This is a genomic window from Pseudotabrizicola sp. 4114 (assembly GCF_031457365.1).
Classification (GTDB): domain Bacteria; phylum Pseudomonadota; class Alphaproteobacteria; order Rhodobacterales; family Rhodobacteraceae; genus Pseudotabrizicola.
The window spans coordinates 331,712-357,954 of record NZ_JAVDWP010000005.1 but is presented as its reverse complement, the minus strand read 5'-3'; the positions used below and the strand labels follow the sequence as shown (position 1 = coordinate 357,954).

The 26,243-nt window shown below is 63.1% G+C and carries 24 protein-coding genes; 12 read left to right on the top strand and 12 right to left on the bottom strand.

Going from position 1 to position 26,243, the window contains the following annotated elements:
- Positions 1 to 40: 40 nt before the first annotated feature.
- From J2X53_RS14425 to J2X53_RS14390, 8 genes are all read left to right on the top strand, one after another.
- A complete protein-coding gene (locus tag J2X53_RS14425) occupies positions 41 to 766 on the top strand; it encodes a transporter substrate-binding domain-containing protein (protein WP_349038184.1) in 726 nt (241 codons plus the stop codon).
- Between the two features lie 42 nt (positions 767 to 808).
- Positions 809 to 1,690 carry an ABC transporter permease subunit gene (locus tag J2X53_RS14420; protein ID WP_349038183.1) on the top strand — a complete coding sequence of 294 codons (882 nt, stop codon included), beginning with the start codon at positions 809 to 811 and terminating at the stop codon, positions 1,688 to 1,690.
- Positions 1,687 to 2,514, top strand: a complete 828-nt coding sequence (locus J2X53_RS14415) for an ABC transporter permease subunit (RefSeq protein WP_349038182.1) — start codon at positions 1,687 to 1,689, stop codon at positions 2,512 to 2,514. The genes J2X53_RS14420 and J2X53_RS14415 overlap by 4 nt, the downstream gene beginning before the upstream one ends.
- A 125-nt stretch (positions 2,515 to 2,639) precedes the next feature.
- Positions 2,640 to 3,974, top strand: coding sequence for a glutamine synthetase family protein (locus J2X53_RS14410; RefSeq protein WP_349038181.1), 1,335 nt, complete (start codon positions 2,640 to 2,642; stop codon positions 3,972 to 3,974).
- A 78-nt stretch (positions 3,975 to 4,052) separates the two neighbouring features.
- Positions 4,053 to 4,733 carry a type 1 glutamine amidotransferase gene (locus J2X53_RS14405; RefSeq protein WP_349038180.1) on the top strand — a complete coding sequence of 227 codons (681 nt, stop codon included), beginning with the start codon at positions 4,053 to 4,055 and terminating at the stop codon, positions 4,731 to 4,733.
- Positions 4,734 to 4,761: 28 nt separating this feature from the next.
- Positions 4,762 to 6,117, top strand: coding sequence for a glutamine synthetase family protein (locus J2X53_RS14400; protein ID WP_349038179.1), 1,356 nt, complete (start codon positions 4,762 to 4,764; stop codon positions 6,115 to 6,117).
- The gene (locus J2X53_RS14395; RefSeq protein WP_349038178.1) at positions 6,114 to 7,415 is read left to right on the top strand and encodes an FAD-binding oxidoreductase; all 1,302 of its coding nucleotides are present in this window, start codon (positions 6,114 to 6,116) and stop codon (positions 7,413 to 7,415) included. Before J2X53_RS14400 ends, J2X53_RS14395 begins: the two co-directional genes overlap by 4 nt.
- Before the next feature lie 88 nt (positions 7,416 to 7,503).
- Entirely contained in the window at positions 7,504 to 8,694 is a 1,191-nt protein-coding gene (locus J2X53_RS14390; protein WP_349038177.1) for an aminotransferase class I/II-fold pyridoxal phosphate-dependent enzyme, read from the top strand.
- A gap of 11 nt (positions 8,695 to 8,705) precedes the next feature.
- Here J2X53_RS14390 and J2X53_RS14385 read toward each other — a convergent pair whose 3' ends face one another.
- Together J2X53_RS14385 and phaR are read right to left on the bottom strand one after the other, a co-directional pair.
- On the bottom strand, positions 8,706 to 9,647 hold the full coding sequence (locus J2X53_RS14385) for a LysR family transcriptional regulator (RefSeq protein ID WP_349038176.1): 942 nt from the start codon (positions 9,645 to 9,647) through the stop codon (positions 8,706 to 8,708).
- A gap of 6 nt (positions 9,648 to 9,653) precedes the next feature.
- Positions 9,654 to 10,208 carry a polyhydroxyalkanoate synthesis repressor PhaR gene (phaR, locus tag J2X53_RS14380; protein ID WP_118149884.1) on the bottom strand — a complete coding sequence of 185 codons (555 nt, stop codon included), beginning with the start codon at positions 10,206 to 10,208 and terminating at the stop codon, positions 9,654 to 9,656.
- A 285-nt stretch (positions 10,209 to 10,493) separates the two neighbouring features.
- Here phaR and J2X53_RS14375 point away from each other — a divergent pair, with 285 nt between their 5' ends.
- Positions 10,494 to 11,246, top strand: coding sequence for a hypothetical protein (locus J2X53_RS14375; protein WP_349038175.1), 753 nt, complete (start codon positions 10,494 to 10,496; stop codon positions 11,244 to 11,246).
- 445 nt (positions 11,247 to 11,691) lie between these two features.
- On the opposite strand, the gene J2X53_RS14370 is transcribed toward J2X53_RS14375, so the two are convergent.
- Complete coding sequence (locus J2X53_RS14370; protein ID WP_349038174.1) at positions 11,692 to 12,150, bottom strand: Phasin; 459 nt, start codon at positions 12,148 to 12,150, stop codon at positions 11,692 to 11,694.
- A 134-nt stretch (positions 12,151 to 12,284) separates the two neighbouring features.
- The gene (gene phaC, locus J2X53_RS14365) at positions 12,285 to 14,090 is read right to left on the bottom strand and encodes a class I poly(R)-hydroxyalkanoic acid synthase (protein ID WP_349038173.1); all 1,806 of its coding nucleotides are present in this window, start codon (positions 14,088 to 14,090) and stop codon (positions 12,285 to 12,287) included.
- A 103-nt stretch (positions 14,091 to 14,193) separates the two neighbouring features.
- On the opposite strand from phaC, the gene phaZ reads away from it, so the two are divergent.
- A complete protein-coding gene (gene phaZ / locus J2X53_RS14360) occupies positions 14,194 to 15,507 on the top strand; it encodes a polyhydroxyalkanoate depolymerase (RefSeq protein ID WP_349038172.1) in 1,314 nt (437 codons plus the stop codon).
- Here the strand turns inward: phaZ and J2X53_RS14355 are convergent.
- Together J2X53_RS14355 and J2X53_RS14350 are read right to left on the bottom strand one after the other, a co-directional pair.
- Entirely contained in the window at positions 15,499 to 16,206 is a 708-nt protein-coding gene (locus tag J2X53_RS14355; protein ID WP_349038171.1) for an alpha/beta hydrolase, read from the bottom strand. The genes phaZ and J2X53_RS14355 overlap by 9 nt on opposite strands.
- Before the next feature lie 109 nt (positions 16,207 to 16,315).
- Complete coding sequence (locus tag J2X53_RS14350) at positions 16,316 to 17,074, bottom strand: alpha/beta hydrolase (protein WP_349038170.1); 759 nt, start codon at positions 17,072 to 17,074, stop codon at positions 16,316 to 16,318.
- A 126-nt stretch (positions 17,075 to 17,200) separates the two neighbouring features.
- Here J2X53_RS14350 and thrS point away from each other — a divergent pair, with 126 nt between their 5' ends.
- On the top strand, positions 17,201 to 19,153 hold the full coding sequence (gene thrS, locus J2X53_RS14345) for a threonine--tRNA ligase (protein ID WP_349038169.1): 1,953 nt from the start codon (positions 17,201 to 17,203) through the stop codon (positions 19,151 to 19,153).
- A 227-nt stretch (positions 19,154 to 19,380) separates the two neighbouring features.
- Positions 19,381 to 19,587 carry a cold-shock protein gene (locus J2X53_RS14340; RefSeq protein WP_103332975.1) on the top strand — a complete coding sequence of 69 codons (207 nt, stop codon included), beginning with the start codon at positions 19,381 to 19,383 and terminating at the stop codon, positions 19,585 to 19,587.
- A gap of 67 nt (positions 19,588 to 19,654) precedes the next feature.
- Here J2X53_RS14340 and J2X53_RS14335 read toward each other — a convergent pair whose 3' ends face one another.
- From J2X53_RS14335 to J2X53_RS14310, 6 genes are all read right to left on the bottom strand, one after another.
- Positions 19,655 to 19,984 carry an ArsC/Spx/MgsR family protein gene (locus J2X53_RS14335; protein WP_349038168.1) on the bottom strand — a complete coding sequence of 110 codons (330 nt, stop codon included), beginning with the start codon at positions 19,982 to 19,984 and terminating at the stop codon, positions 19,655 to 19,657.
- Positions 19,985 to 20,059: 75 nt separating this feature from the next.
- Positions 20,060 to 20,455, bottom strand: a complete 396-nt coding sequence (locus J2X53_RS14330; RefSeq protein ID WP_118149876.1) for a DUF2177 family protein — start codon at positions 20,453 to 20,455, stop codon at positions 20,060 to 20,062.
- 88 nt (positions 20,456 to 20,543) lie between these two features.
- On the bottom strand, positions 20,544 to 21,839 hold the full coding sequence (locus J2X53_RS14325) for a sigma-54 dependent transcriptional regulator (protein WP_349038167.1): 1,296 nt from the start codon (positions 21,837 to 21,839) through the stop codon (positions 20,544 to 20,546).
- Complete coding sequence (locus J2X53_RS14320) at positions 21,836 to 23,560, bottom strand: ATP-binding protein (RefSeq protein WP_349038166.1); 1,725 nt, start codon at positions 23,558 to 23,560, stop codon at positions 21,836 to 21,838. Before J2X53_RS14320 ends, J2X53_RS14325 begins: the two co-directional genes overlap by 4 nt.
- A 197-nt stretch (positions 23,561 to 23,757) precedes the next feature.
- Positions 23,758 to 24,117, bottom strand: coding sequence for a DUF1850 domain-containing protein (locus J2X53_RS14315; RefSeq protein ID WP_349038165.1), 360 nt, complete (start codon positions 24,115 to 24,117; stop codon positions 23,758 to 23,760).
- On the bottom strand, positions 24,114 to 26,201 hold the full coding sequence (locus tag J2X53_RS14310) for a TRAP transporter permease (RefSeq protein ID WP_349038164.1): 2,088 nt from the start codon (positions 26,199 to 26,201) through the stop codon (positions 24,114 to 24,116). Before J2X53_RS14310 ends, J2X53_RS14315 begins: the two co-directional genes overlap by 4 nt.
- Positions 26,202 to 26,243: the final 42 nt, after the last annotated feature.

Below are 26,243 nucleotides of genomic sequence, written 5' to 3'. Positions count from 1 at the left end.
CACTAAACGATAACAACAGCTTACCAATGGGGAGACACATATGAAAAAGCTGCTGATCGCAACTGCGCTTGTCGCGCTGACGGCTGGGGGCGCCATGGCGCAACAGACCATCCGCATGGGCACCGAGGGCGCTTACCCGCCCTACAACTTCATCAACGACAGCGGTGAAGTGGACGGGTTCGAGCGCGAGCTGGGCGACGAGCTGTGCAAACGCGCCGAGCTGACCTGTGAATGGGTCACGACGGATTGGGATTCGATCATCCCGAACCTGCAATCGGGCAACTATGACACCATCATTGCGGGCATGAACATCAACGAGGAACGCTCCAAGGTGATCTCGTTCACCCAGAACTACACCCCCCCGGCTCCGTCGGCCTATGTCGCCTTGTCGCCTGATGCCGATATCGCGGGCGGCGTGATCGCGGCGCAGGTCAACACCATCCAGTCGGGCTACATCGCCTCGTCGGGTGCGACGCTGCTGGAATTTGCGACCCCGGATGAAACCGTTGCCGCCGTGCGCAACGGCGAAGCGGATGCGGTGTTTGCCGACAAGGACTATCTGGTTCCGATCGTCAACGAATCGAACGGCGAACTGGTTATCGTGTCAGAAGATGTGACGCTTGGTGGCGGCATTGGCATGGGCCTGCGCCAGTCGGACACCGAGCTGCGCGGCAAGTTTGATGCCGCCATCACCTCGATGAAAGAGGATGGCACGCTGAACACCATGATCCTGAAATGGTTCGGCGAAGACGCGGACGTATTCTGATGAAATGGCCCCCGCGCGCCTGCCGGGCGGGGGCAAATCCCCATGTTTGAAATCTGCGCGGATCCCAAATCGCTGGAAGGCCTGACATGGCTGTCGTGCTACCTGACCTCGGGCAAGCACATGAACATGTATTGGGCGTTCGGAACCGTGCTGCTGTTGCTGGCGGTCACGGCCCCGATTGCGATGCTGTTCGGTTTTTTCGGCGCGATGGCGGCGCGCAGCCAGTATTTCGCGCTGCGCCTGCTGGGCAAGGGCTATACCGGCATGGTGCGCGGTGTGCCCGATATCGTGTTCTTTCTGTTCTTCGTGATCGCGCTGGATCAGGGCATTGAATATATCATGCATCTGCTGCGCTGTCCCGACTGGACCGAGCCGGTCCGCAACGGGCTGGAATTCCGGGTCTGCCCGCAGGCCAAGGTGCCGCTGGGCAGCGCGCCGCAGACGGTGCATCAGTTTTACGGCTTCATGCTGGCGGTGCTGACCTTTGCGCTGGTGTTCGGGGCCTTTGCCGCCAATGTGCTTTATGGCGCGATGCAGGCGGTGCCGCGCGCGCAGCTCGAAACCGCCGAGGCGTATGGGCTGAGCCCGGCGCAGGTGTTCCGCCGGGTTCTGGTGCCGCAGATGTGGGTCTATGCCCTGCCCGGCCTGTCGAACCTGTGGCTGATCCTGATCAAGGCAACACCTCTGCTGTTCCTGCTGGGCGTGCAGGACATCGTTTATTGGGCGCGCGAGCTGGGCGGGGCCAAGACGCAAGCCTTTGACTATCCGCACCCGGACTGGCGGCTCTATTACTTCCTGTTCCTGCTGGTGTTCTATCTGGCCTTTACCCGCGTCTCTGAAATCGTGCTGAACCGCCTGTCCGCCCGCCTGTCCAAAGGTCAGGCGACGGCAGCGGGCGAAGCCATGCGAAAGGCGGGGATATGACCTGTTGGGAAACCATTGGCGCCTATGCCTTCCGCTCGATCGGCTATGGCGAGCGGTTGTTGCCGCGCACCGATTTCACCCTGTGCCAGCAGTTCACGCTGATCGGTTCGGGGCTGATCTGGAACGTCTATTTCGGCGTGGTCGCGCTGATCTTTGGCTTTGTGCTGGCCAATGCCATTGCCTTTGCCAAGGCATCGCACAGCCCGCTGGTGCGCAAACCCGCAGAATGGTTCATCTTTATCTTCCGCGGCTCGCCGTTGTTCATCCAGTTCTTTCTGGCCTATGAGGCGCTGCAGATGCTGCCGCGCGCCGGGATCGACGTGTTCGGCATCACCGTCCACACCAGCTGGACCACCAAGGCCTGGGCCGGGGCGCTGTTCGTCCTGTTCCTCAACACCGCCGCCTATTCGGCCGAGATCTTTTATGGCGCACTGCGGTCGATCCCCAAAGGCGATCTGGAGGCGGCAGAGGCTTATGGCCTGACCGGATTTGCCAAGTTCCGCCGCATTCAATGGCCCACGATGCTGCGGCTGGCCTGGCCCGCCTATACGAATGAGGCGATCTTTCTGTTCCATTCGACCACGCTGGTGTTTTTCTCGGGCTTTCCGGCGTTTCAGCAGCGCGGCGACGCGCTGTATTACGCCAGCTACTTTGCCGACAAGACCTTCAACCCCTTTGTCCCCTACCCGATCGTTGCCGGCTACTTCATCGCGCTGACCTTGCTGCTGATCTGGCTGATGAGCGCTGTCAACAACCGGCTGAACCGGCATTTGCCATCTAACATGAGCGGTAAAATTCGCTTGCGTCCTCAGGTGATCAGATAGTAGCGTATATTTGATCAAATTATTCGGGCACCCGCCCGGACCCGTGCCCCGCACGGGAGGAAAGATCACAAATCAAGGATGGAACAAGGGCCGCGCCCGGTGCAACGCCCCGACCAACGATCATGATGAAGGACTATCTTCGAAAACACCCGCAAGTGCGCACGATCCGGGTGGCCGCCGCCGACCTCAACGGTCAGGCCCGTGGCAAGCGCATTCCCGCCCGTTACGCCGACAAGGCGGTCAAGGACGGCACCCGCTTTCCGTTCTCTGTCCTGTCGCTCGACATCTGGGGCGAAGATATCGACGACAGCCCGATGGTCTTTGAACAAGGCGATCAGGATGGCGTGCTGAAACCCACCGAACGCGGCTTCATGCCGATGCCCTGGCTGGAGGCGCCGACAGCGCTGCTGCCGATCTGGATGTTCCGTGAAAACGGCACCCCCTATGAGGGCGACCCACGCCACGCGCTGAACGCCGTGGTCAAGAAGTACAAGAAACGCGGCCTGACCCCCGTGGTGGCGATGGAACTGGAGTTTTTCCTGATCGACGATTCGGGCAAAACCCTGCAAGTGCCGTCCTCGCCCCGGTCGGGCAAGCGACGCAAGGCGGCGGAAACCCTGTCGATCCGCGCGCTTGACGCCTTTGACACGTTCTTTACCGACCTGTACGACGCCTGCGAGGCGATGGACATTCCCGCCGACACCTCGACCTCGGAAACCGGCCTCGGCCAGTTCGAGGTGAACCTGATGCATTGCGATGACGCCCTGCGCGCCGCCGATGATGCCTGGCTGTTCAAGATGCTGGTCAAGGGTCTGGCCCGGCGGCATGGCTTTGCCGCCAGCTTCATGGCCAAACCGTACAAGGAATATTCCGGCTCGGGTCTGCACACCCATTTCTCGGTGCTGGATGAAGCGGGGGACAACATCTTTGACTCTGGCGGGCCAAAGGGCACGGCGGCGCTGAAACATGCGGTTGCGGGCTGTCTGGCAGCGATGTCCGATTCCACGCTGGTCTTTGCCCCGCACGAGAACAGCTATGAACGTCTGGTGCCCGACAAACACGCCCCCACCGCGATCTGCTGGGGCTATGAAAACCGCACCGCAGCGGTCCGTATTCCCGCAGGCAGCCCGGCCGCGCGGCGGATCGAGCACCGTGTCGCGGGCGGCGACGTGAACCCGTATCTGATGCTGGCGACCATCCTTGGCGCAGCCCTGATCGGGATGGAAGACGAGATGGAGCCGCCGTCCCCCGTCACCGGCAACGCCTATGCGATGGATCTGCCGCAGATTCCCGCCACATGGGACGCCGCCATCGAAGCGTTCGAGCACAGCGATATGCTGTCGCGCTTTCTGCCAAAAGAGCTGATCCGCAACTTCGTGCTGACCAAGCGTCAGGAAATGCACTACATCGCGGAACTGACCCCGGAGGAGCGTGTCGAACTGTATCTCGATACGGTCTGACGCCCCGGTTGCCACGCCCCCCTTGACCAGACGGGGGGCGCGGCGCATTGCTTTGTCACCCTCACATTCGGACAAATCATGCTGATCGGCATACTGCAAACCGGGCTCGCGCCCGAAGCTCTGGCGCCCACCATGGGCGATTACCCCGATATGTTCGCCCGCCTGCTGGACGGCCACGGCTTCACCTTTCGTACCTTTCCGGTGGTGAATGGCGTGTTTCCCGCAGGGGTGCATGACTGTGACGGCTGGCTGATCACCGGATCAAAGCACGGCGCCTATGAAGATCACCCGTGGATTCCGCCGCTGGAAGACTTCATCCGTGCCGCCTTTGCAGCGCGGGTGCCGGTGGTGGGCATCTGCTTTGGCCACCAGATCATCGCGCAGGCGATGGGGGGCCGGGTCGAGAAATACGCCGGGGGCTGGTCTGTCGGCCCCACCGCCTATGACTTTGACGGCGAAACCGTCACGCTGAACGCCTGGCATCAGGATCAGGTGGTGCAGCGGCCACCGGGGGCGACTGTGCTGGCCCGCAGCGGGTTTTGCGAAAACGCGGCCCTCTTGTATGACGACCGGGCGCTGACCATTCAGGCACACCCGGAATTTCAGGCGGATTTTGTCGATGGTCTGATGAAAACCCGCGCCATCGGCGTCGTCCCTGACCCGTTGTTGCAGACGGCGGCGACAAAACTCGATACACCCTTGGACGACACCTCGATAGCCGCGCGCATCGCGGCCTTTTTCAAAACGCCCCGGGCCTGACATCCGGGACAAACACACGGACCAACCCATGTCCAAATGGACCGAAAAACTGCCCCAAGCCGCGCGTGACTTTATTGGCGACCGCCGCGTGGACGAGGTGGAGTGCATCATCGGCGATATTGCTGGGGTGGCACGGGGCAAGGCGATGCCTGCCGCCAAATTCGCGACCCAGAAAAGCTATTTCCTGCCGAATTCGATCTTTCTGCAGACCATCACCGGCGAATGGGCCGACAACCCGTTTGACGCCTTTACCGAACCCGACATGATCCTGGAGCCGGATTTCACCACCGCCACCGCAGCGCCGTGGACGGCGGATGTGACCCTGCAGGTGATCCACGACGCCAAGGATCAGAACGGCGTGCTGGTGCCCTATGCGCCGCGCAACGTGCTGCGCCGGATTGTCGATCTTTATGCCGAACAGGGCTGGAAGGCCGTTGTCGCGCCCGAGATGGAATTCTTCCTGACCGCCCGCAACATCGACCCCAACATGCCGGTGATGCCGCCCATGGGCCGCTCTGGCCGCCGGGCGGCCGGCAAGCAGGCCTATTCGATGTCGGCGGTCGATGAATACGGCAAGGTGATCGACGACATCTATGACTTTGCCGAAGCCCAGGGGCTGGAGATTGACGGGATTTTGCAAGAGGGCGGTGCCGGCCAGATCGAGCTGAACCTCGCGCATGGCGATCCGGTGCGGCTGGCCGATGATGTGTTCTTCTTCAAACGCCTGATCCGTGAGGCCGCGCTCCGCCACGATTGCTTTGCCACCTTTATGGCCAAACCCATCGCGGGTGAGCCGGGGTCGGCGATGCACATCCACACCTCGGTCGTGGACAGCAAGACCGGCAAGAACATCTTTTCCGGCCCCAAGGGCATGGAGACGGAGGCGTTTTTGCACTTCATCGGCGGCTTGCAGAACCATCTGGGCGCGGGCATCGCGCTGCTGGCGCCTTATGTGAACAGCTACCGCCGCTACGTCCCCGACTTTGCCGCCCCGATCAATCTGGAATGGGGCCGCGACAACCGCACCACCGGCTTGCGGGTGCCTATCTCCACCGCTGCGGGCCGCCGGGTCGAAAACCGCCTGCCGGGGATGGATTGCAACCCTTACCTCGGCATCGCGGCCACCCTCGCCTGCGGCTATCTGGGTCTGATGGAAAAGCGCAACCCCCGGCCGGAATTCATCGGATCAGCCTATATCGACAGCGACGAGATCCCGGTCAACATGGGCGACGCGCTGGATCTGCTGGATGAGGATGCGGCGCTGAAAGCGGTGCTGGGGGACGGGTTCTGCAAGGTCTACGACTCGGTCAAGCGCAACGAATACAAAGAGTTCCTGCAAGTCATCAGCCCGTGGGAACGCGAACACCTGCTGCTGAACGTATGAACCTGCTGCACGCCAATGACCGGACGGGGGAATATCCCCCGTCCTATTACGCGGCCACCGCCACGCCGCTGGCCCCCTTCCCCACGCTCACAGGCCAGACCCGCGCCGATGTCTGCATCATCGGCGGCGGCTATACCGGCCTGTCGGCGGCGCTGCATCTGGCCGAAGCCGGGCTGGATGTCGTCCTCTTGGAAGCCCACCGCATGGGCTTTGGCGCGTCTGGCCGCAACGGCGGGCAAGTCGGCTCCGGCCAGCGGCAGGATCAGGACTGGCTGGAGGCGACGGTGGGGTATGAGCATGCGCGCCGGTTGTGGGACATGGGCGAAGACGCCAAGGCACTGGTGCGCGGGTTGATCGACCGCCACGCCACGCCGGTGACCTTTCACCCGGGCATCGCCCACGCCTGCCGCTCGGCAAGCGAGGTGCGGCATGCCCACGCTTACGCCGAAAAGCTGGCACGCGACTATGGCTACGATCAGATCCAGCCGCTGGACCGCGCCGAGATGCGCGCCATCATCGGGTCAGACGCGTATCACGGCGGCGATCTGGATATGGGCGCGGGCCACCTGCACCCGCTCAACTTCGCGCTTGGCCTTGCCAAGGCGACGGCAGAGGCGGGCGCACGGCTGTTTGAGCGTTCGGAAGTGCATCACATCGCCCATGGCGACAAGCCGGTGGTCCGCACCGCCAGCGGGCACGTCACCTGTGATCATGTGATCCTTGCGGGCAACGGCTATCTTGGCGGGCTGGACCGCAAGATCGCGGCCCGCGTGATGCCGATCAACAATTTCATTCTGGCGACCGAGCCTTTGGGGGATCGTGCCGCCGGCGTGCTGTCGCAACCCATAGCGGTGGCCGATACCAAGTTCGTGGTCAACTACTGGCGGCTGTCGGAAGACAACCGCCTGCTGTTCGGGGGCGGCGAAAGCTATGGCTACCGCTTTCCCGATGTAGTGAAAACCGTGATGAAACCGATGCTGGAGGTCTATCCGCAACTTCGCGATGTGCGGGTGGATTATGCCTGGGGCGGCACCTTGGCGATCACCATGAACCGCATGCCCTGCTTTGCGAGGCCCGCACCGAATGTGCTGTCAGCATCGGGCTATTCCGGGCACGGGGTGGCAATGGCGACACTCGCGGGCAAGATGATGGCGCAGGCGGTGCAGGGGCAGGCGTCTGGTTTTGACCTGATGGAACGCCTGCCGCAGCCACGCTTTCCCGGTGGCGCTGCCCTGCGCTGGCCGCTGCTGGTGGCCGCGATGACCTGGTATTCGCTGCGTGACCGGCTGGGGGTTTAAGCAAGGCCTTGCTTAATCATGGATTTGTCACTGGCTTTGCACGCGCCCACAGATTAAGCAGTCCTTAAACTGAGTTTAAGGATTCCCCATGGCACATGACGGCCAGACCCTGCCCCCCAATGTCTACGACGCCGAGCCGATCCCCGACGCCGCGCGCGCCGAGATCGAGCGGCTGCTGAGCTCGGGCGACCTGTTCCGCTACACCGCCGCCAAGGATTCCCCGGTCAGCCTGCTGGAGCAGGAGTTTGCCGACCTCTTGGGTGCGCGCTATGCGCTGGCCGTGTCGTCCTGTTCGGCAGCACTCTTCCTGTCGCTCAAGGCGCTGGATCTGCCGCGCGGAGCGCAGGTTCTGATCCCCGCCTTCACCTTTGCCGCCGTGCCTTCGGCCGTGGTGCATGCCGATTGCGTGCCAGTTCTGGTCGAGGTGGGCGACAGCTACCGCATTGATCTGGCAGACTTCGCCGCCAAACTGCCGGGCGCGGGTGCGGTGTTGATCAGCCATATGCGTGGCCACACCTCTGACATGGACGCGATCATGCGCCTGTGTGATGCCGCTGGCATTCCGGTGATCGAGGATGCGGCGCATTCTCTGGGCACGGTCTGGGGTGGGCGCAACATCGGCACCATTGGCCGCGTCGGCTGCTTCAGCTTTCAGTCCTACAAGATGGTGAACGCGGGCGAAGGCGGGATCATGGTCACCGATGACCCGGAAATCGCGGCGCGGGCGGTGATCATGTCGGGCGCATATGAAGAGAACTGGAAAAAGCACCCCGGTTTTCAGAACAGCTACTGCGAATGGCAGAACAAGCTGCCGCTGTATAACCTGCGGATGCAGAACCTGTCGGCGGCGGTGATCCGCCCGCAACTGCCGCTGATCGCGCGGCGGGTGGAAGACGGGCGGCGCAATCATGACCATGTGGCGGCAGCGTTGAACGGCTGCGGGCTGCTGCAGGTGCCCCCTGCCCTGCCGCCCGAGGTACGCGCCCCGGATTCGATCCAGTTCACGCTGGCCGGGGACTGGACCGATGCGCAGGCGTATCAGTTTCAGGCCGAGGCCAAGAGGCGCGGCGTGTCGGTGCAGATCTTCGGTCTGTCCGAGGGCAACGCGCGGGCATTCTGGAACTGGCAGTTTCTGGGCGAGGCCCCGGATCTGCCGCAAACCCGCGCCATGCTGATGCGGGCCTGCGATGTCCGCCTGCCCGTGCGGCTGACTCTGCCAGAGCTGGATTACATCGCCGACGCGCTGACCGATGCCGCCCGGGCCGCGCGTCCCGCGTAGCGGCCCCGCCGTCAGGACAAGCGCAGATCCGGCCCCAGCCACGGCCAGGCCTTGACGGCAGGCGTCACGATCGAGGCACCGATCAGGCGGCGCAGATCCTGCGCCACCCGGTCCGGCACATCGCCCATCACCCCCGCCCGCGCTGACAGCGAAATGCTGCGGCTGAGCGGCGCGCCGGGCAAGGGCTGCACCTCCACCGCGCTCAGAAACCGGGCCGCGTGGTGCAAAGCCAATGGGGTCAGGATCGTCCAGCCCGCGCCTTGCGCGACCAGCGCCAGAATGGCGTGATAGCTGTCCAGCTCGAACCGCACCTGCGGGCGCTGGTTGGCGCGGGCCAGATGCCCCGCGATCTGCCGCCCCATCAGGTGACGGGCGGAATACAGAATCAACGGCACATCCCCCGCCGCTTTCGGGCGCACCGCCACAAAGGGTTCGGTCAGGATCGGATGCACCTCACGCCAGCCAGCCTCGGTGCCTTCGGTGCCCAGTTCAGCGGCGACGGCAATATCCAGCGCCCGCGCCTCCAGCTTGTCCAGCAGCCGGTGGCTGGCCCCGGTTTCCAGCAGGAACCGGCAATCGGCCATGTCCTGCGCGAGGCCCGACAGCAGGGCTGGCGTCACCTCAGCGTCAAGGTCTTCGATCATTCCCAGCCGCAGCGTGCTGAGCCGTGCCAGGTCGGCGCGGGCCAGATCGGCGCGGGCTTCGGCTTCGGTGTTCAGGATCACCTGCGCATGGCGGCGGAACAGGCTGCCTGCCGGGGTCAGCACAAAGGGGCGGGCGGCGCGGTCGAACAGGACCGCGCCAAGCGTCGCCTCGATCGCCGCAAGCTGCTGGCTCACCGCGGGCGGTGACACCCCCAGACGGCGGGCGGCGGCAGAGATCGTGCCCTCTTCCGCGACGGCCAGAAAGACCTCGATCCCCCACAGGGTGACGCGGGTCTGTGCTTCGGCCATGATCGGTTACAGCTTGGAGAGTTTCTTTTGCAGCTCGGCCAGCTGCTTCTTGATCTGCGCCAGATCTTCGGCGCTGGTCGCCTCTTCCTTGTCGGGTTCCGGGCCCGAGCCTTTCCAGCCGGGAACGCCGGTCATCATGGTTTTCATGAACGCCTCCTGCTGCTTGCGCATCAGGTCGAACCCCGGCATCGCGGCCATCGGGTTCGGCAGCACGCCCAGATTGCCCATCATCTTGGACTGACCTTCGCGCAGCATCTCGAAGCTGGCGGCGAGGAACTGGGGCACGACGGAATGGACGTTGGTGGTGTAGCTGCGGACCAGATCGGTCAGCACGGCAATCGGCAGGACGTTTTCGCCCTTTGACTCATGCTCGGCCACGATCTGCAGCAGGTACTGGCGGGTCAGGTCGTCGCCGGATTTGAGGTCGACGATCTGCACCTCACGCCCCGCGCGGATGAAGCCGGCGATGTCCTCCAGGGTCACGTAGTCGGACGTTTCGGTATTATACAGGCGGCGGCTGGCGTAGCGTTTGATCAGCAGCGGCTTGTCGGTATCGGCCATGGCCACCCTCCCTGAGGTCTCTTCGCATGTGCAGAGAAGCTTACGCAGGCCAGACGCAAAAGGAAAGCCTGACGGTGGGGGGACAGGTTCCCCCTGTGTTACAGAGGATATAGTTGTTTAATATCAATTGGTTGACTGTGCGATGTTAAGAAAAACTTAACACTTTCCGCTCTTACAGAAGCGGCGCAAAGGGCCAGCCCCCCGTCGCTGTGCGACTCCCCCCGTGATACTTGCGGCGTTATGCAGCAAACGCACCAAGCCAGAAGGTAGTGCGCCATCATCATTATGGCGCTGGCAATTCTATTGGCTACGAACGCCATCGGACAAATGGATGTCTACCCCGTGAAGATGAACGCGGTTGAAGACATCAACAGACTGAAACTTTCCCTGCACGCAGACGCTGATTCCATCCCGCTCAATCATATCTTTCAGAAACCTACCTCTGCCTCGATCAAGTCTGAATTTTTCGCGGACTGTATCTTGCGGGGCTACTGTCCAGCCATCGCTCCAGAATTTTTGGCTCCAAATTTGTTTGAATGCGTATGGGTCGGAAACCAAAACATAACAGTCAACGAAAGATACACTGCCAGGGCTGTTTCCAAAGTTTTGAAAGATGATGTCTATGGTGTCTGTGTCTGTGTTAACTTCTGCCACATTGGCATAAATGTAAGATCTTACCTGCGCCTCACCGATGCGCTGAGTGTCAGTCGCCATTTTTCGCGTAGCGACAAGCGTTTGCCATACAAAAACAACCCCGAAGGTCGTAACGGCTGCCATAATCACAGTGGTAATAAGCATCCATCTGGCCCATTCGGCCATCTGCTGTTGGGCATCAAGGTCCTGCTCGGATCTCTGCTGTTCGCGCTCTGTGCTTTTGGCCGCGGCTATGCATTCGTATTGGGAGACACCGGAAAGAGCGAGGCATGTATCCTGTATTTGGGCATCAGCTTGCTGGGTATAAGCCTTGGCGCTTGCGCCTTGGTGGCTTTCTTGCCCCTGCTTGAATCCTTCATACCACCCTATCAGAGCTACGATTAGCAAGCATACAACTACAGCAAAAGCTAAAATCGAACCGTGTCTGTCACTATTACACTCATGCATTGCAAAAAGAACGTCCCCTAAACTTCCCCTTGGAAAGTTTGTTGCGGACGTTCACCTCCCTTTCGTCGATTCCCGAATTAGCAGCTTGCCCACAAGCTGCGCATAAGTCACGCCTTTCCGCTTGCGTTTCGGCCTGAGCAGGTTCGCGGTGATCATGTCCCGGCCTGCCTGTTCTGGCGTGTGTCACCCGGATAAATGGAAGCACTGTAAACAATACTTATACCCACAGTGCCGGATATTTGGGACAGAAAATGCTGCGGGCCGGGTAGAGACGGCAGGCGTGCAGAGCGCGCCAAAAGAAAAGGCGGGCCCTGGGGGGGCCCGCCTGATGCTGCTTTCCGTCCGGGGAGGAGGTCAGCGAAAAGCAGCGTCGATCAAAGGATCACTTGGCAGCGGTGGCTGCCGAGGTGGCTTTCTTGGCGGCAACGGTCACTTCGTTGGTCGCTTTTTTCACAGCGGCGGTCGCGTCTTCCGACATGTCCTTGCCAGCAGCCAGCATCAGCTCGACGGTTTCCATCTGCACTTTTTTCGCAACTTCTGCGAAAGCGGCCAGATTTTCAGCAGCCATTTCAGCAGCGGCCGACGCGAAGTCGGTCACCGATTTGGTGTAATCGGTCGGCTCGGTCTTGGCTTTGGACACGTCAGCCATTTTGGCGATGGTGTCTTTGGTCCATTTGGCGGTGATTTCGGTCGACTTTTCAGCAGCTTCCAGAGCCACTTTCGACATTTTCTCGGCCAGAGCAGCCTGGGTCTTGAACGCGTTCTGCATCGCGGACGAGTCAACCGGGAAGGAAGCCATCATGTCCTGCATCACTTTGGCGAAATCTGGGGTCTTGGTCATTGGTCTTCTCCTGCTTGGCCGGAGGGTCCGACCTGTTTTCCATGACAGCAATATAGATGCTGCACTGCAGCATTTCAACCATTTTTCTGCAATGCAGCATTATTTTCGGTTGTGCCGGGCTAAGCCCTTGGCCGCTAATCACTTCCCGCGACGACTGTTGCCGTTACGTAAGTCCCCGGCGCGTCACAGAGCACCGGATTGGTCGACTCGCCGGGGATCCGGGCGGGAATCATCTTGCCCGACCGGGCCTTGAGCCACTCGCCCCAGCGCGGCCACCAGCTGCCGGTGTTGAAGGTGGCCCCGGCCTTCCAGTCCTCGGGCACGCCGGCAACCGGCGCGTCAGAGGTGTAGTGGCCATATTTGTTCTTGGACGGCGGATTGATGATCCCGGCGATATGGCCGGATTCCGACAGGATGAAGGTTTTGTCCTTTGACCCCATCTGTTTGATGCTGTTGAAGCTGCCGCGCCAATGCGCGATGTGGTCAGTCTCACAGGCAATAGCGCAGAGCGGCACCTTGACGCCCGACAGGCTGACCGGCTCGCCGAACACCGGGAATGTGCCTTTGGCGAAACCGTCACCCTGACACAGGCCCCGCAGGTACTCTACCGCCATGGTGGCGGGCAGGTTGGTGCCGTCGCCGTTCCAGAACAACAGATCAAACGCGGGCGGCGCTTCGCCCAGCATGTAGCTTTTGATGGCGGGCTGATAGATCAGGTCATTGGAGCGCAGAAAGCTGAAGGTGCGGCCCATGAAGAATTTCGACAAAATGCCATCGCGCGCCGATTGCCGCTCGATGCCATCGACGAAATCATCCTCAAGGAACACGCCAACCTCGCCCGGATCAGAGAAATCGGCGAGGGTGGTGAAAAAGCTGGCGGATTTGACCGAGGTATCACCGGCCCGGTCCAGATGGGCAAGCGTCAGACCCAGCGTGGTGCCCGCGATGCAATAGCCGACCGCGTTGACCTGCTTTTCGCCGGTGATGCGCCGCGCCTCGGCCATGGCGCGCAGAAAGCCGTCGCGGATGTAGTCATCCATGCCGACATCGGCATAGCTCGCATCCGGGTTGACCCAGGAGACGACAAACAGCGTAAAGCCCTGATCCACGATCCATTTGATCAGCGAATTGGCGGGCTTCATATCCATGATGTAGAACTTGTTGATCCACGGCGGAAAGATCAGCAAGGGCGTCGCATGCACCTTTTCGGTGGTGGGCGTATACTGGATCAGCTCCAGCATGCGGTTGCGGTAGACCACCGCGCCGGGCGTGGTCGCGATGTTCTGCCCGACGTGAAAGGCGCCCGGATCGGCCAGCGTGACCAGCACATCGCCATTATTGGCCTCGATGTCGCGGACCAGATTTTCCAGACCCAGCACCAGACTTTCGCCATCGGTGGCTACGGCCTTTTCCAGCGCATCGGGGTTGGTGCCCAGAAAGTTGGTGGGCGAGAACATGTCGATGATCTGCTTGGTGAAGTATTCGACGCGGCGGCGGTCGGTCGGCTCCAGCTTGTCCAGATCGCCGATGGCATTGGTCATGGCCTCGGCGTTCAGCATGTATTGCTGCTTGATGAAATTGAAGGCCGGATGGGTTTCCCACAGCGGGTTGGAGAATCGGCGGTCTTTCGGGGTCGGATCCGGCGGAGCCTTGAGTTCGCCCGACAACAGGGCCTGCTGGGCGTCGACATAGTGCTTGAGGCTCTTGCCCCAGTAGCTGATCTGCTGTTCCAGAATCTTCGACGGGTTTTGCATCATTTCGGCCACATAAGCGGCTGCCGCCTTCATATACACCTCGTTCGAGGGGCCGGAGAGGGCATTGTCGGCCTGTTTGCGATGCGCAAGAGCACTGATCAGGCGCTGCGACAGCTCCTCGACCCGTGCCAGATTGGCCTGCATTCGCTGCAACTTTAGTCCCGCGTCATTGTCGTCAGTTGTCATGTTAAACTTTCCCCCCTAACCTGCCCAGGTGCAGCATAACGTCGCCCGACTGGGGGGGAAAGCGACGAATTGCCGGGGCACCTCGCCCGCAATGGAGATGCAGATGAAGTATATGACCACCTATGACATGATGGAAACGGCGCGGAACACCAATGCCTGGCTCGGCGCGACCGCGCGGGCGATGGCCTCGTATCCGGTGTTTGCGCTGTCGATGAACCCGATGCTGCCCTTGATGGCCGCCTGGGGTGAGGTGACGGAACGCACGTTTGACCGCATGGTCGCCAAGCCTGACTGGGGCATCCGCTCGATCGTCGGGGCCGATGGCACCGACCATCTGGTCGACGTGAAACCGGTGGTAGAGCGGCCTTTTGGCAGCCTGATGAAGTTCGACGTGCGCCGCCGCGCGCCGATGAAGCGCCGGGTGCTGGTGGTGGCCCCGATGTCGGGGCATTATGCGACGCTGCTGCGGTCAACCGTGCTGTCGCTGCTGCCCGATTGCGATGTTTATATCACCGACTGGCACAATGCGCGCGACATTCCGGTCAGCGCGGGCAAGTTCGATATTGAGGATTACACGCTGTATCTGGCCGAATTCATGCGCGAGCTTGGGTCCGACCTGCATGTGATCGCGGTGTGTCAGCCGGTGCCGCTGACCCTCGCCGCAACCGCCTATCTGGCGGCGGAAGACCCGAGCGCGCAGCCGCGCAGCCTGACGCTGATCGGCGGCCCGGTGGACCCGGATGCCGCCGCGACCGAGGTGACCGATTTTGGCCGCCGGGTGACGATGGGCCAACTGGAACAGCTGGCGATCCAGCGGGTCGGGTTCAAGTTCAAGGGCGCAGGGCGGCTGGTCTACCCGGGGCTGCTGCAATTGCAGAGCTTTATCTCGATGAACGGCGATCGGCATTCCAAAGCGTTCAGCGAACAGATCATGCGGGTGGCCCGCGGTGAGGCGTCAGATCACGATGCGCACAACCGGTTTTACGACGAATACCTCGCCGTGATGGACATGACGGCAGAGTTTTACCTGTCAACGGTAGAGCGGATCTTCAAGAACCGCGAGATTGCGAAAAATGAATTCGTGGTCGCCGGACGCAAGGTTGATTTTGGCGCGATCACTGACGTGGCGGTCAAGATCGTCGAAGGCGCGAATGACGATATTTCCGCGCCCGGTCAGTGCCTTGCGGCGCTCGACCTGTTGACCAACCTGCCCGACAGCAAGAAAGCCGCGCATCTGGAGCCGGGGGCCGGGCATTACGGGATCTTTGCGGGCAAGTCCTGGCGGCTGAACATCCGGCCCTTGGTGCTGGCCTTTATCGACGCCAACTCCGATGGGCCCAAGGCACGCAAGGGCGAAAAGCCTGAGGCTGCGCCGGTGGAAAAAGCCGAAAACGTGATCAACCTCGCCTCAGCGTAGGATCATCGGACCCGCCAGAAAGCCCTCGATTGCCGTGGTCACGGCATCGGGGGCCTCCAGCATCGGCAGATGGCCTGCGTCTTCGATCAGTTTCAGCACCGAAGACGGCATCAGGTCACGCGCGAATTCCTGACGCCGCAGCGGCAGGATCGTATCGGCCAGCCCGGCCAGCAACAAGGCGGGCACGGTGGCGCGGCGCAGGGTGCGTTGCTGATCGGGGCGGCGTTGCAGGGCGCGGCATTGGCGCAGATACACACCCTCACCCAGCCCCAGCGCCATATCCTGCATCAGCGCCAGCACCGCGCCACGGTCGGGGGTGTCGGCCAGCGCGCTGGCGGGCACATCTTCGGCAATCGCAGATTTGAGCCGCCCGGATTGCGCCGCGACCATCCGCGCTTCGCGCAAAGCGGCCATTTGCGGCGCCTCGGCCAGCGGATCGGTGGCCAACAGCACAATGCGCGTCACCCGTTCCGGCGCGCGGCGCAGAATATCCAGCGCGACATCACCACCCAAGCCATGCCCGACCAGCGCAAAACGCGGCGGCGCGTGGCGCAGGGCCGCTTCGCTCATCTTTTCGACATTGTCCTGCACCGGCAGATAAATCTGCGCGGTGTGGCGCAGCCCCAAGGCCACGATCTGCGGCAGGAAAGCGCGGGCATCCTGCATCAGACCGGGGATGAACAGGATGGGATCGCTCATCGCAGGGGCCTGTGGTCATGCAAAACGGCAATGTTCGAAAGGTGCAGTTTTTTCAGACTATGCAGCGTCCTGCAGTATGAAATTATTGGAAACTGACACATGAGGGGTCTCATTCCTGGCCCCGGTTCAGGATGCCATCAATCGCCTGCGTGATCATGGCCAGACAATCGGGCGTGGAAAAGCGGTGATCTGCGCCCTTTACCAAGGTCAGCCGCAGATCGGGGCTGGTGGCGTGATGCAGCAGGCGCAGCGCGACCGAGGGCGGCACATCGGTATCAGCTGTGCCTTGCAACAGCCTGACCGGAAACGGCAAATCCAGAGTGTCACGCAATACCAGACGGGTGCGCCCGTCTTCGATCAACCGGCGGGTGATGATATAGGGCTCATCGGCGTAGTCCGATGGCAGCTCCACCCGGCCCACCTCGGTCAGCGCGTGGCGTTGGGTTTCGGTAAAGCTGGCCCACATGCTGTCTTCGGTGAAATCGGGGGCGGCGGCGATGCCGACCAAACCGGCCACGCGCTGCGGAATGGCCTTTGCCACCAATAGCGCGATCCAGCCCCCCATCGATGAGCCGACGAGGATTTGCGGCCCCGTGGTCAGGGCGGTGATCGCGGCCAGCGCATCTTCGAACCAGTCGCCAATCGCGCCGTCGAGGAAATCGCCCGAGGACTGACCATGGCCAGAATAGTCGAACCGCAGAAAGGCGCGGCCCTGCTGTGCGGCCCAGTCTTGCAAAAACAAGGCCTTGGTGCCGGTCATGTCGGATTTGAACCCGCCCAGAAACACCACGCCCGGCCCCTGCCCCGCCGTTCGATGACAGGCAATCCGGCGGTCTTGCGGGGTGGTCAGAAACTGCGGCTGTGTCATGGCATCCTCCGTCCCTGCCCTTCTACGCGGGCGATGTTGACTTTGCCAAGCGCCGGGCGCAAAAACGCGCCCGATATAACCCGCAACCGGGCGTTTCGTAGGCGCCAAAACGACGAGGAGGCCGATATGGCACAAATCTCACTCACTTTTCCCGACGGCAATGTGCGCAGCTATGAGGCGGGCGTGACGCCTGCCGAGGTGGCGGCGTCGATTGCGCCCAGCCTCGCCAAGGCGGCGATTTCGGCGCAGGTCGATGGCCAGCACTGGGATCTGGCCTGGCCGATTACGGCGGATGCCAAGCTCGCGATCAACACGCTGAAAGATGACGCGGCGGCGCTGGAGCTGATCCGGCACGATTGCGCGCATATCATGGCGCGCGCGGTGCAAGAGATCTGGCCGGATGTGAAGGTCACCATCGGCCCGGTCCGCGATTATGGCTGGTTTTACGATTTCGACCGAGCCGAGCCGTTCACGCCCGATGATCTGGGCCAGATCGAAGCGAAGATGAAGCAGATCATCAACGCCCGCGACCCTGTCAAAACCGAACTTTGGGATCGGGAACGGGCACGGAAACACTATGAAGAACGCGGTGAACCTTACAAAATCGAACTTCTGGACCGGATTCCGGCAGGTGAGGACATCCGCATGTACTGGCATGGGCCTTGGCAGGATCTGTGCCGGGGGCCGCATCTGCAACACACGGGGCAAGTGCCTGCCGATGGCTTCAAGCTGACCCATGTGGCCGGGGCCTATTGGCTGGGCGACTCCACGCGCCCGATGCTGCAGCGCATCTATGGCGTGGCGTTCCGGAACCGCGACGATCTGAAAGCGCATATGACCATGCTGGAGGAGGCCGCGAAACGCGACCACCGCAAGCTGGGCCGCGAAATGGGCCTGTTCCATATGCAGGAGGAAGCGCCGGGCCAGATCTTCTGGCATCCGAATGGCTGGAGCATCTATGTCGCCTTGCAGGATTATATGCGCCGCAGGCAGCGAGCGGATGGCTATGTCGAGGTCAACACGCCGCAGGTGGTGAACCGCAAGCTGTGGGAAGCCAGCGGGCATTGGGAAAACTATCAGGAAAACATGTTCATCGTGGAGGTCGACGAGGACCACGCCCGCGAAAAGACGGTGAACGCACTCAAGCCGATGAACTGCCCCTGCCATGTGCAGATTTTCAACGTCGGGCTGAAAAGCTACCGCGATCTGCCGATCCGCATGGCAGAGTTCGGGTCTTGCGCCCGCTATGAACCCAGTGGCGCCTTGCATGGCATCATGCGGGTGCGCGGCTTTACCCAGGATGATGCGCATATCTTCTGCACGCTGGCGCAGGTGGAAGAAGAATCGAAGAAATTCATCGAGTTGCTGGCGCGGGTCTATTCGGATCTGGGCTTTGACAAATGGCGGGTCAAGCTGTCGACGCGGCCAGAAAAGCGGGTTGGCTCGGATGAGATCTGGGACAAGATGGAAGAGGCGCTGGCCAATGCCTGCCGGGCCGCAGGCTACGCGTTCGAGCTGTTCCCCGGCGAGGGCGCTTTCTATGCGCCCAAGCTGGAATTCGTGCTGACCGACGCGATTGGCCGCGACTGGCAGTGCGGCACCTTGCAGCTGGACCCGAACCTGCCCGAGCGGCTGGATGCGGCCTATATCGGCGAGGACGGGGCGAAGCACCGCCCCTTTATGCTGCACCGCGCGGTGTTGGGCAGTTTCGAGCGGTTCATCGGCATTCTGATCGAGAACTTTGCCGGCAAGCTGCCGTTCTGGCTGGCCCCGCGTCAGGTTGTGGTGGCCTCGATCGTGTCGGATGCCGACCCGTTTGTCGAAGAAGTGGTGACCGCGCTGACGCTGGCGGGAATCCGGGCAGAAGCCGACATGCGCAACGAAAAGATCAACTACAAGGTGCGGGAGCATTCGGTGGGCAAGGTGCCGGTGATTCTGGCCATCGGCATGAAAGAGGTCGAAGAGCGCACGGTCTCGGTCCGCCGGCTGGGCGAGACCCAGACCCGCACCATGGCGCTGGAGGCGTTGGTGGCGGATCTGACCGCCGAAGCGACGCCGCCCGATCTGCGCAAGGTCTGAGGCGACGGGAACTTGGGCAAAAACCAGCTCATGACCCCGGATTCGGCGGTCATGGGCGGTCGATTGCCGGGTCGGGCCGGTTTCCTCTTGATTTTAGGGGAATCTGAGTCATCCTTGAGCCAAGTGATTGACAGACTTTCTGACCGCCTCGCAGACCGAAGGCCGTAGAATCTGGCGGCACGGCTTGCGGCAATTCCGCTGCGAGGTGAGTTGAGAGGAGAGACGGTATGCCCACCGGCACAGTAAAATGGTTCAATGCGACCAAAGGCTTCGGCTTTATTGCCCCTGATGATGGCGGCAAGGATATCTTTGTCCATATCTCCGCCGTGGAGCGGGCCGGGCTGCAGGGTCTGAACGACAACCAGAAGATCGCCTACGAGCTGCAATCGGGCCGCGATGGCCGGGAATCGGCCAGCGATCTGCGCCTGCTGTAAGCGCATTCAAGCGCAAGGCTTTGACTGGACGGCCCGCTTTGCGGGCCGTCTGGCATTTCAGGGGGTGTTATGCGCCCGTAAGCGCGTCAATCGTGGCCTGATCCCAGCCCAGATACCATGTGCCACCTGCGTCGATCACCGGGCGTTTCATCACGGTGGGCTGGCTGCGGATCTGGGCATCGGCGTCAGAGGCTTTGAGAAAATCACTGAACGCGCGATAGGTGGTCGAGGTCTTGTTGATGATCCGGTCGCCGAATTCGGTGATGATGGTGTCAATCTCGGCCTCGGTCAGCGGGTCTTTGCGCACATCGCGAAAGGTGACGGGGTGGCCCGCGGCCTCCAGCGCCTTGATCGCTTTTTTGCAGGTGTCGCAGGTGGAAATGCCATACAGGATCATTCGGGGCCTCATGTGAACAGGGATGCCCCGAAGGTGTAGCGCGGGGCGGGGCCGGATGACAGCCCCTGCCCCACCTTAGCCCAGCAGCGCGCGGGTGATTGCCACCCCGGCCCAGGCCGAAAACGCGGTCAGCACGGTGCCCCACAGCGTGTCGGTGATCACCATCGACCAGTGCCAGTCGCGCAAAATGGCATAGCTGGTGAATTCATAGGTGCCATACGCCATCGCGCCGATGATCGCGGCGGGCAGGATCAGCGGCGCGCCGTCGCGCAGGGCGGGCAGGCTGACCAGATACAACAGCCCCGCCACATAGGCCGCATAAAACAGCCCGGCGGGGGCATAGCGGATCGGCTCGGCCATCAGCGCGCCGATGTGGCGGGTGAACAGCGGTTTCATCACAAGGCTGAGCATGACCGCATCGACGATCAGAAATACCAGCGCGGTGGACAGGTAGAGGGTGACAAGTTGCATTGCGGGCTCCCGTTTCCACGATGATAGGGCGCGGAATGAAAAGGTCACGCTTTGGCTGTGCCTGAGCCAAGAAATGTGCGCGCAGCGGTCAGGTCAACCCGTAGCGCCGCATCTTGTCGTTCAGGGTACGGCGCGGCAGGCCCAGCTTTTCGGCAACCCGCAGGGTGTTGTCACGGTGGCGGTCAAGGGCCGCGGCGATTTCGCGGGCCTCGAACGCGGCGACACGTTCGGCCAGCGTGCCTTCGGGCAGGGTGGAATCGTCGGGCGTGGCGGTGAACAGGCCAAGGGCATACGCCTCGGCCGCCGCTTTCAGCTCGCGCACATTGCCGGGCCAGGCGCGGCGTTTGAGCTGCTGGTCCAGTGCAAAGCTTACGCTGGGGTCGGCGCGACCATAGCGGCGGGCAGCAAGCTGGGCGTAATGGGCAAAGATCAGCGCGATATCCTCGCCCGCTTCGCGCAAAGGTGGTGTGCGCAGGTCGGCCCCGGCAAGGCGATAGTAGAGGTCGGCGCGAAAGTCATCACGCCCGCGCAGATCAGCTTTGCTGGTCGCGATCACCCGCAGATCGAGCGGGCGCAGGCCGTTTTCGCCAAGCCGTTCCACGCTGCGGTCCTGCAGCGCGCGCAAGAGTTTGGCCTGCACCGGGGGAGTCATCGCCTCGACCTCGTCCAGCATCAGGGTGCCGCGATTGGCGGATTCGAGCTTGCCGGCGCGGGCGGTGGTGGCGCCGGGAAAGGCCCCGGCGGCATGGCCAAAGAGCAGGATTTCGGCCATGGCATCCGGCAGGGCGGCACAGTTGAGCGCCACAAAGGGGCCGCCTGCACGCGGGCTGGCGGCATGCAGCGCCCGCGCGGCGAGTTCCTTGCCGGTGCCGGTCTCGCCGGTGATCAGCACGTCGATGTCCAAGGGTGCAAGGGCGGCGATGCGGTCGCGCAAGGCGCAGATGGCACGGCTTTGGCCCAGAAGCGTGACCTCGGCCCGTTCCGCCAGCACCTGTTGCAACCGCCCGACCTCGGCCCGTGTGGCGCTGGCGGCGAGGGCGCGGGCGACCACGGCAATCAGATGGGCGGCGTCATAGGGCTTTTCCAGAAAATCCTCGGCTCCAGCCCGGATCGCCTGCACCGCATGGCCAATATCGCCATGGCCGGTCAGCAGGATGACCGGCAAGTCCAGCGGCAGGGCGCGGATGGCGCGCAGCAGGGCCAGACCATCCATCCCCGGCATCCGCAGATCGGTGAGGATCAGGTCGGGCGGGTCGGTCAGGGCGGCAAGGGCCGCCGGCGCGGTGGCAAACCCCTGCGCGCGGTGGCCCGCCGCCTGCATCAGATCGCAGAGCGCGGCGCGGTGGTCGTCGTCATCTTCCACCACAAACAGCCGGGCACTCATTCGGCGGCCTCGCGCAGGGGTTCGGCGAGCGGCAGCGACACGGTGACGGTGGTGCCAAGACCGGGGGTGGAGGTGATGACCAGATCACCGCCAAATTCGGACAGGATCGCCTTGGAGATCGCGAGGCCAAGGCCAAGACCTTCGGTGGTTTTGGTGGAAAAGAATGGCTCGATCACGCGCGGCAGCACATCGGCGGCGATGCCGGGGCCGGTGTCGGTGACGGTGAGGTGTGCTTTGCCATCAGCGGCACCGAGGGTGACGGTGACGGCGGCGGCCGGGTGCCCCTCGACCGCGTCGAGCGCGTTGAGGATCAGGTTGACCGCCACCTGCTCCATCCGCACCGCCCCGGCCATCACGGTCACGCTCGCAGGGGTAAAGCTGGGGATCACCCCCACCGCGCGGGCGCGGGGGGTGACGAGTTCCAGTGCCGAGGCGATGACGGGGCAGAGGTCGATCAGCTTGCGCTCCCCCGCCTCTTTGCGGCCAAAGCTCTTGAGGTGTCTGGTGGTGCGCTGCATCCGGCGGATCAGGCCGCGCGCGGTGGCAAGGCGCGGCGCGGTGCCGGCGTCACTGGCGGGCAGGCCGATTTCGGCGGCGGCAAGCGTTGCCTCCATCGCGGCGAGGGGCTGGCTGATTTCATGCACGATCGCGGTGGACATGCGGCCAAGGGCGGCCATTTTCTCGGCATGGATCAGATGCTCTTGTGCTGCCCGCAGATCGGATTCGGCCTGACGGCGGGCCTCCACCTCGCGCGCGAGGTCGGCGGTGCGGGTGGTCACCATCACCTCCAGCCGTTCGGATTGCGACAGGCGCAGCGCGATGAGCTGGCGGCGTTGCTCCCATGTTTTCAGGCCGGCGGCGGCGGCGAGCGCCAGAAGCGCTGCAATCAGCGCCCAGCCAAGGGCCAGCCCGGTCACATCGGCGCTGGGGCGCGCGGCGATCAGCCGCCAGCCGGTGCCCTCTACCGCCGTCAGCCGGGCGATCCAGCCGTCGCCGGTGGCATCGGCCCCCAGGGGCGCGCGGGGCAAAAGCGGCGGGCTTTGGGCCAGATCGACCCCGTCATAGGTGCGGGTGGCGGCCAGCCGGGCCAGCGCATCGGGGCCAAGCGAGGCCAGCGGGCGGTAGAGCCAGTCTTCGCGGCCCGACAGAAAAATCACGCCATCGGCATCGGCCAAGGCCACCTGCGCGCCCGCGCTGCGCCATGTTGCCTGCAACGGCCACAGGTCGAGCTTCACCACCAGCACCCCGGTCTGATTGCCCGAGGTGACGCGGGTAGACAGGAAATAGCCCGGCACCCCCGTGGTGACCCCGATGGCATAGAACTGGCCGCGCCCGGATTCCATCGCCAGCGTGAAATAGGGGCGGAAGCTGTAGTGTTCGCCGACAAAACTGCCGGGGCGGTTCCAGTTCGACGCGGCAATCGCCTGCCCCTCGGCGTTGATCAGGAACAGGTCAGCGGCCCCGGCATGGGCAGAGACGGTTTCCAGATAGCGGTTGGCGGCATCCAGGCTGCGGGGGTCGAGCAGCGCGGCGCGGATGCGGGCATCTTCACCCGCGACATCGGGCAGCGCGCGGAAGCGGTCGATCTCGGCCTCGACCGCGCGGGCGGTCAGCAACAGCGAGCGGTCAAGGGTTTCGTGCAGGCTGGTGGTGGCCCAGCGTTCGGCGATCAGCCCTGCAAGCGCCGCCGCGACCAGTGCGGCGAGCAGCGGGACAAGCAAACCACGGCTTTTCATGCGGCACCCGCCCGTCCGCCCTGCCCCGAGCCACCGCCGCAGCCACAGTCACAGCCGCGCGACCGGCGCAGCGGCATCAGGCTATGGAAAGGCGGTCTGGCTGTCATCTGGTGTCCGGGTTGTGGCCTTGGGGTCAGGATATGGGCATCTTGCACGCGCCATCTGCGGCAAGGAAAGCGAATTCAGGGCGTGGCGCAGGGGGCGAGCCGGATCGCGCCACCGGCTTCAGCGCCCAACTCGTGGCAGTTCTGCCCGTCGCACAGCTGCCAGCCCGCCCCGGTGCTGCCAGAGGCGGCGAGGTGCAGCGCGGGCACCTCGATTTGCGGCGACCAGACCCACCAGCCGTTTTGCTGCACCGCATCCGGCCCCGGCTCCATCCCCGCGCCGGAGCCTTTGATGCGGGCGAGGCTCAGGCGCAGGCTGTGGGGATGAACCTGCCACTCCTCGACCCATTCGGTTTTCTCGACCGAATGGGTCCAGTGCAGGGAAAAGCCGGGGCCGGACAGCGCCAGCACCAGCGCCCCGGCCAACAGGCAGGTCACGCGGCGGCCCTGCGGCGCAGCAGCAGGTGCTGGGCGACAAAGGCCAGAACCAGCGCAAAGCCGATACCATCGGTGGCAGGCAAGGCCACCACCAGCGCACCCGCCGCGACCATGGCAAGGCCGCGCTGCCACAGGGTCAGCGGCGTACCCAGCCAGCCGATCACCGCGATGCCCCACAACCCGATGGCCAGCACGGTTTTGGTGACGACATAGATCACCGCCGGGATAAAGCCGATGCTGGCGGCCAGCGGCCCGCCATCCTGCAGCATCAGGGCGGGGGTATAGACCGCCATGAACGGGATCACGAACCCCGCCGCCGCGATCTTGACCGCCTGAATCGAGATGGTCAGCCCGCGCTCTTTGGCAATCGGGGCGGCGGCAAAGCAGGCCAGCGCCACGGGGGGCGTCAGATCGGCGAGGATGCCGAAATAGAACACGAACATATGGCTGACGATCAGCGGCACGCCGAGTTCCAAGAGCGCAGGCCCCGCGATCGACGAGGTGATGATGTAGTTCGGGATGGTGGGGATGCCCATGCCCAGCACGATACAGGTGATCATGGTCAGCACGAGGCTGAGAAACAGGCTGGATTCGCCGACCCCCACAATGAACTGGCCAAAGGTATTGGCGGCCCCGGTCAGGGTCATGGTGCCGATGATGATGCCGACCAGCGCGCAGGCGATGCCGACCGGCAGCGCGGTTTTCGCGCCATCGGCCAAGGCGTCGCGGCAGATGATCAGCGTCTCGCGCCCGCCCTTTGACAGGGCATTGAGCGCGATCAGCCCGGCGACCACGCCTGCCACCACCCAAATGCCCCATTGCAGGAACGCCCCGGCGGCAAAGCCGAGCCCGATCCAGAAGATGATGCGGATCACGCCCGCAGGCAGGCCAAGCGCCACGCTGGCCCCCAGGATCAGCATCAGCGTCAGGCCAAGGCCGACGGTGCCCGCAAACAGCGGCGTGTAGCCCGAGAACAACAGCCAGACCAGCACCGCCAGCGGCAGGATCAGGTGCCAGCCCTGTTTCAGCGCGGCGAGGGGCGAGGGCAGCTCCGCCTTTGACAGCCCGCGCAGGTTCATCCGGCCTGCCTCCAGATGCACCATCCAGAAGGCGGCGGCGAAATACAGGATGGCGGGGATGATGGCGGCGCGGACCACCTCGATATAGGCCACGCCCAGCGTTTCGGCCATGATGAAGGCCACCGCCCCCATCACCGGCGGCATGATCTGCCCGCCCATGCTGGCCGTCGCCTCGACCCCGCCGGCAAACGCCGGGCGGTAGCCAAAGCGTTTCATCAGTGGAATGGTGAACTGACCGGTGGTGACGACATTGGCCACGCCGGAACCGGAGATGGTGCCCATCAGGCCCGAGGACAGAACGGAAACCTTGGCCGCCCCGCCCATCCTGTGCCCGACAAGACCGAGCGAGACATCGGTGAACAGCTTGATCATCCCGGCTTTTTCCAGAAAGGCGCCGAACAGGATGAACAGGAAGATGAAGGTGGACGAGACATAGGTGGGAATGCCGTAGATGCCTTCGGTCCCGTAGGCCATATGCTCGACCACCTGCGCGAAATCGTAGCCGCGATGGTTCAGCGGTGCGGGCAGATACTCGCCAAACAGGCAATAGGCGAGGAACGTGCCCGCGATGACCGGCAAGGCGATACCCATCATCGCCCAGGCCGCGCCGAACACGGTGGCCAGGGCAATCACGCCCACGACAATATCCAGCGGCAGCGGATCGCCCGCGCGCATCAGCAGCGGCACATATTCCAGCCATTGGTAATACGCGACCGCGACCGACAGACCGGCCAGAGCCCATGCCGCAAGCCGGATCGCAGGCCCTGCGCCGCGCATCAGCGCCAGCAGCGGAAAGCCCAGCAGCAACAGAAAGCCCACATGGATGGCGCGGGTGATCTGGCTGGCGAAATCCACCAGATGCGCCGCCGTCAGGATCTGGAACACCGAAAAGGTGATGGCGATCAAGAACAGCGCCCGCCCCTCCCACCCCGGCGGAAAACCCTGGGCCAGCGGGTCATGCGGATTATGCGCCTCCAGCACGGCGTCAGCTTTGTCTTTGGTCATCATTGCCCTCCCTGGCCGATGCGGGCGGGCCTGTGCGGCCCG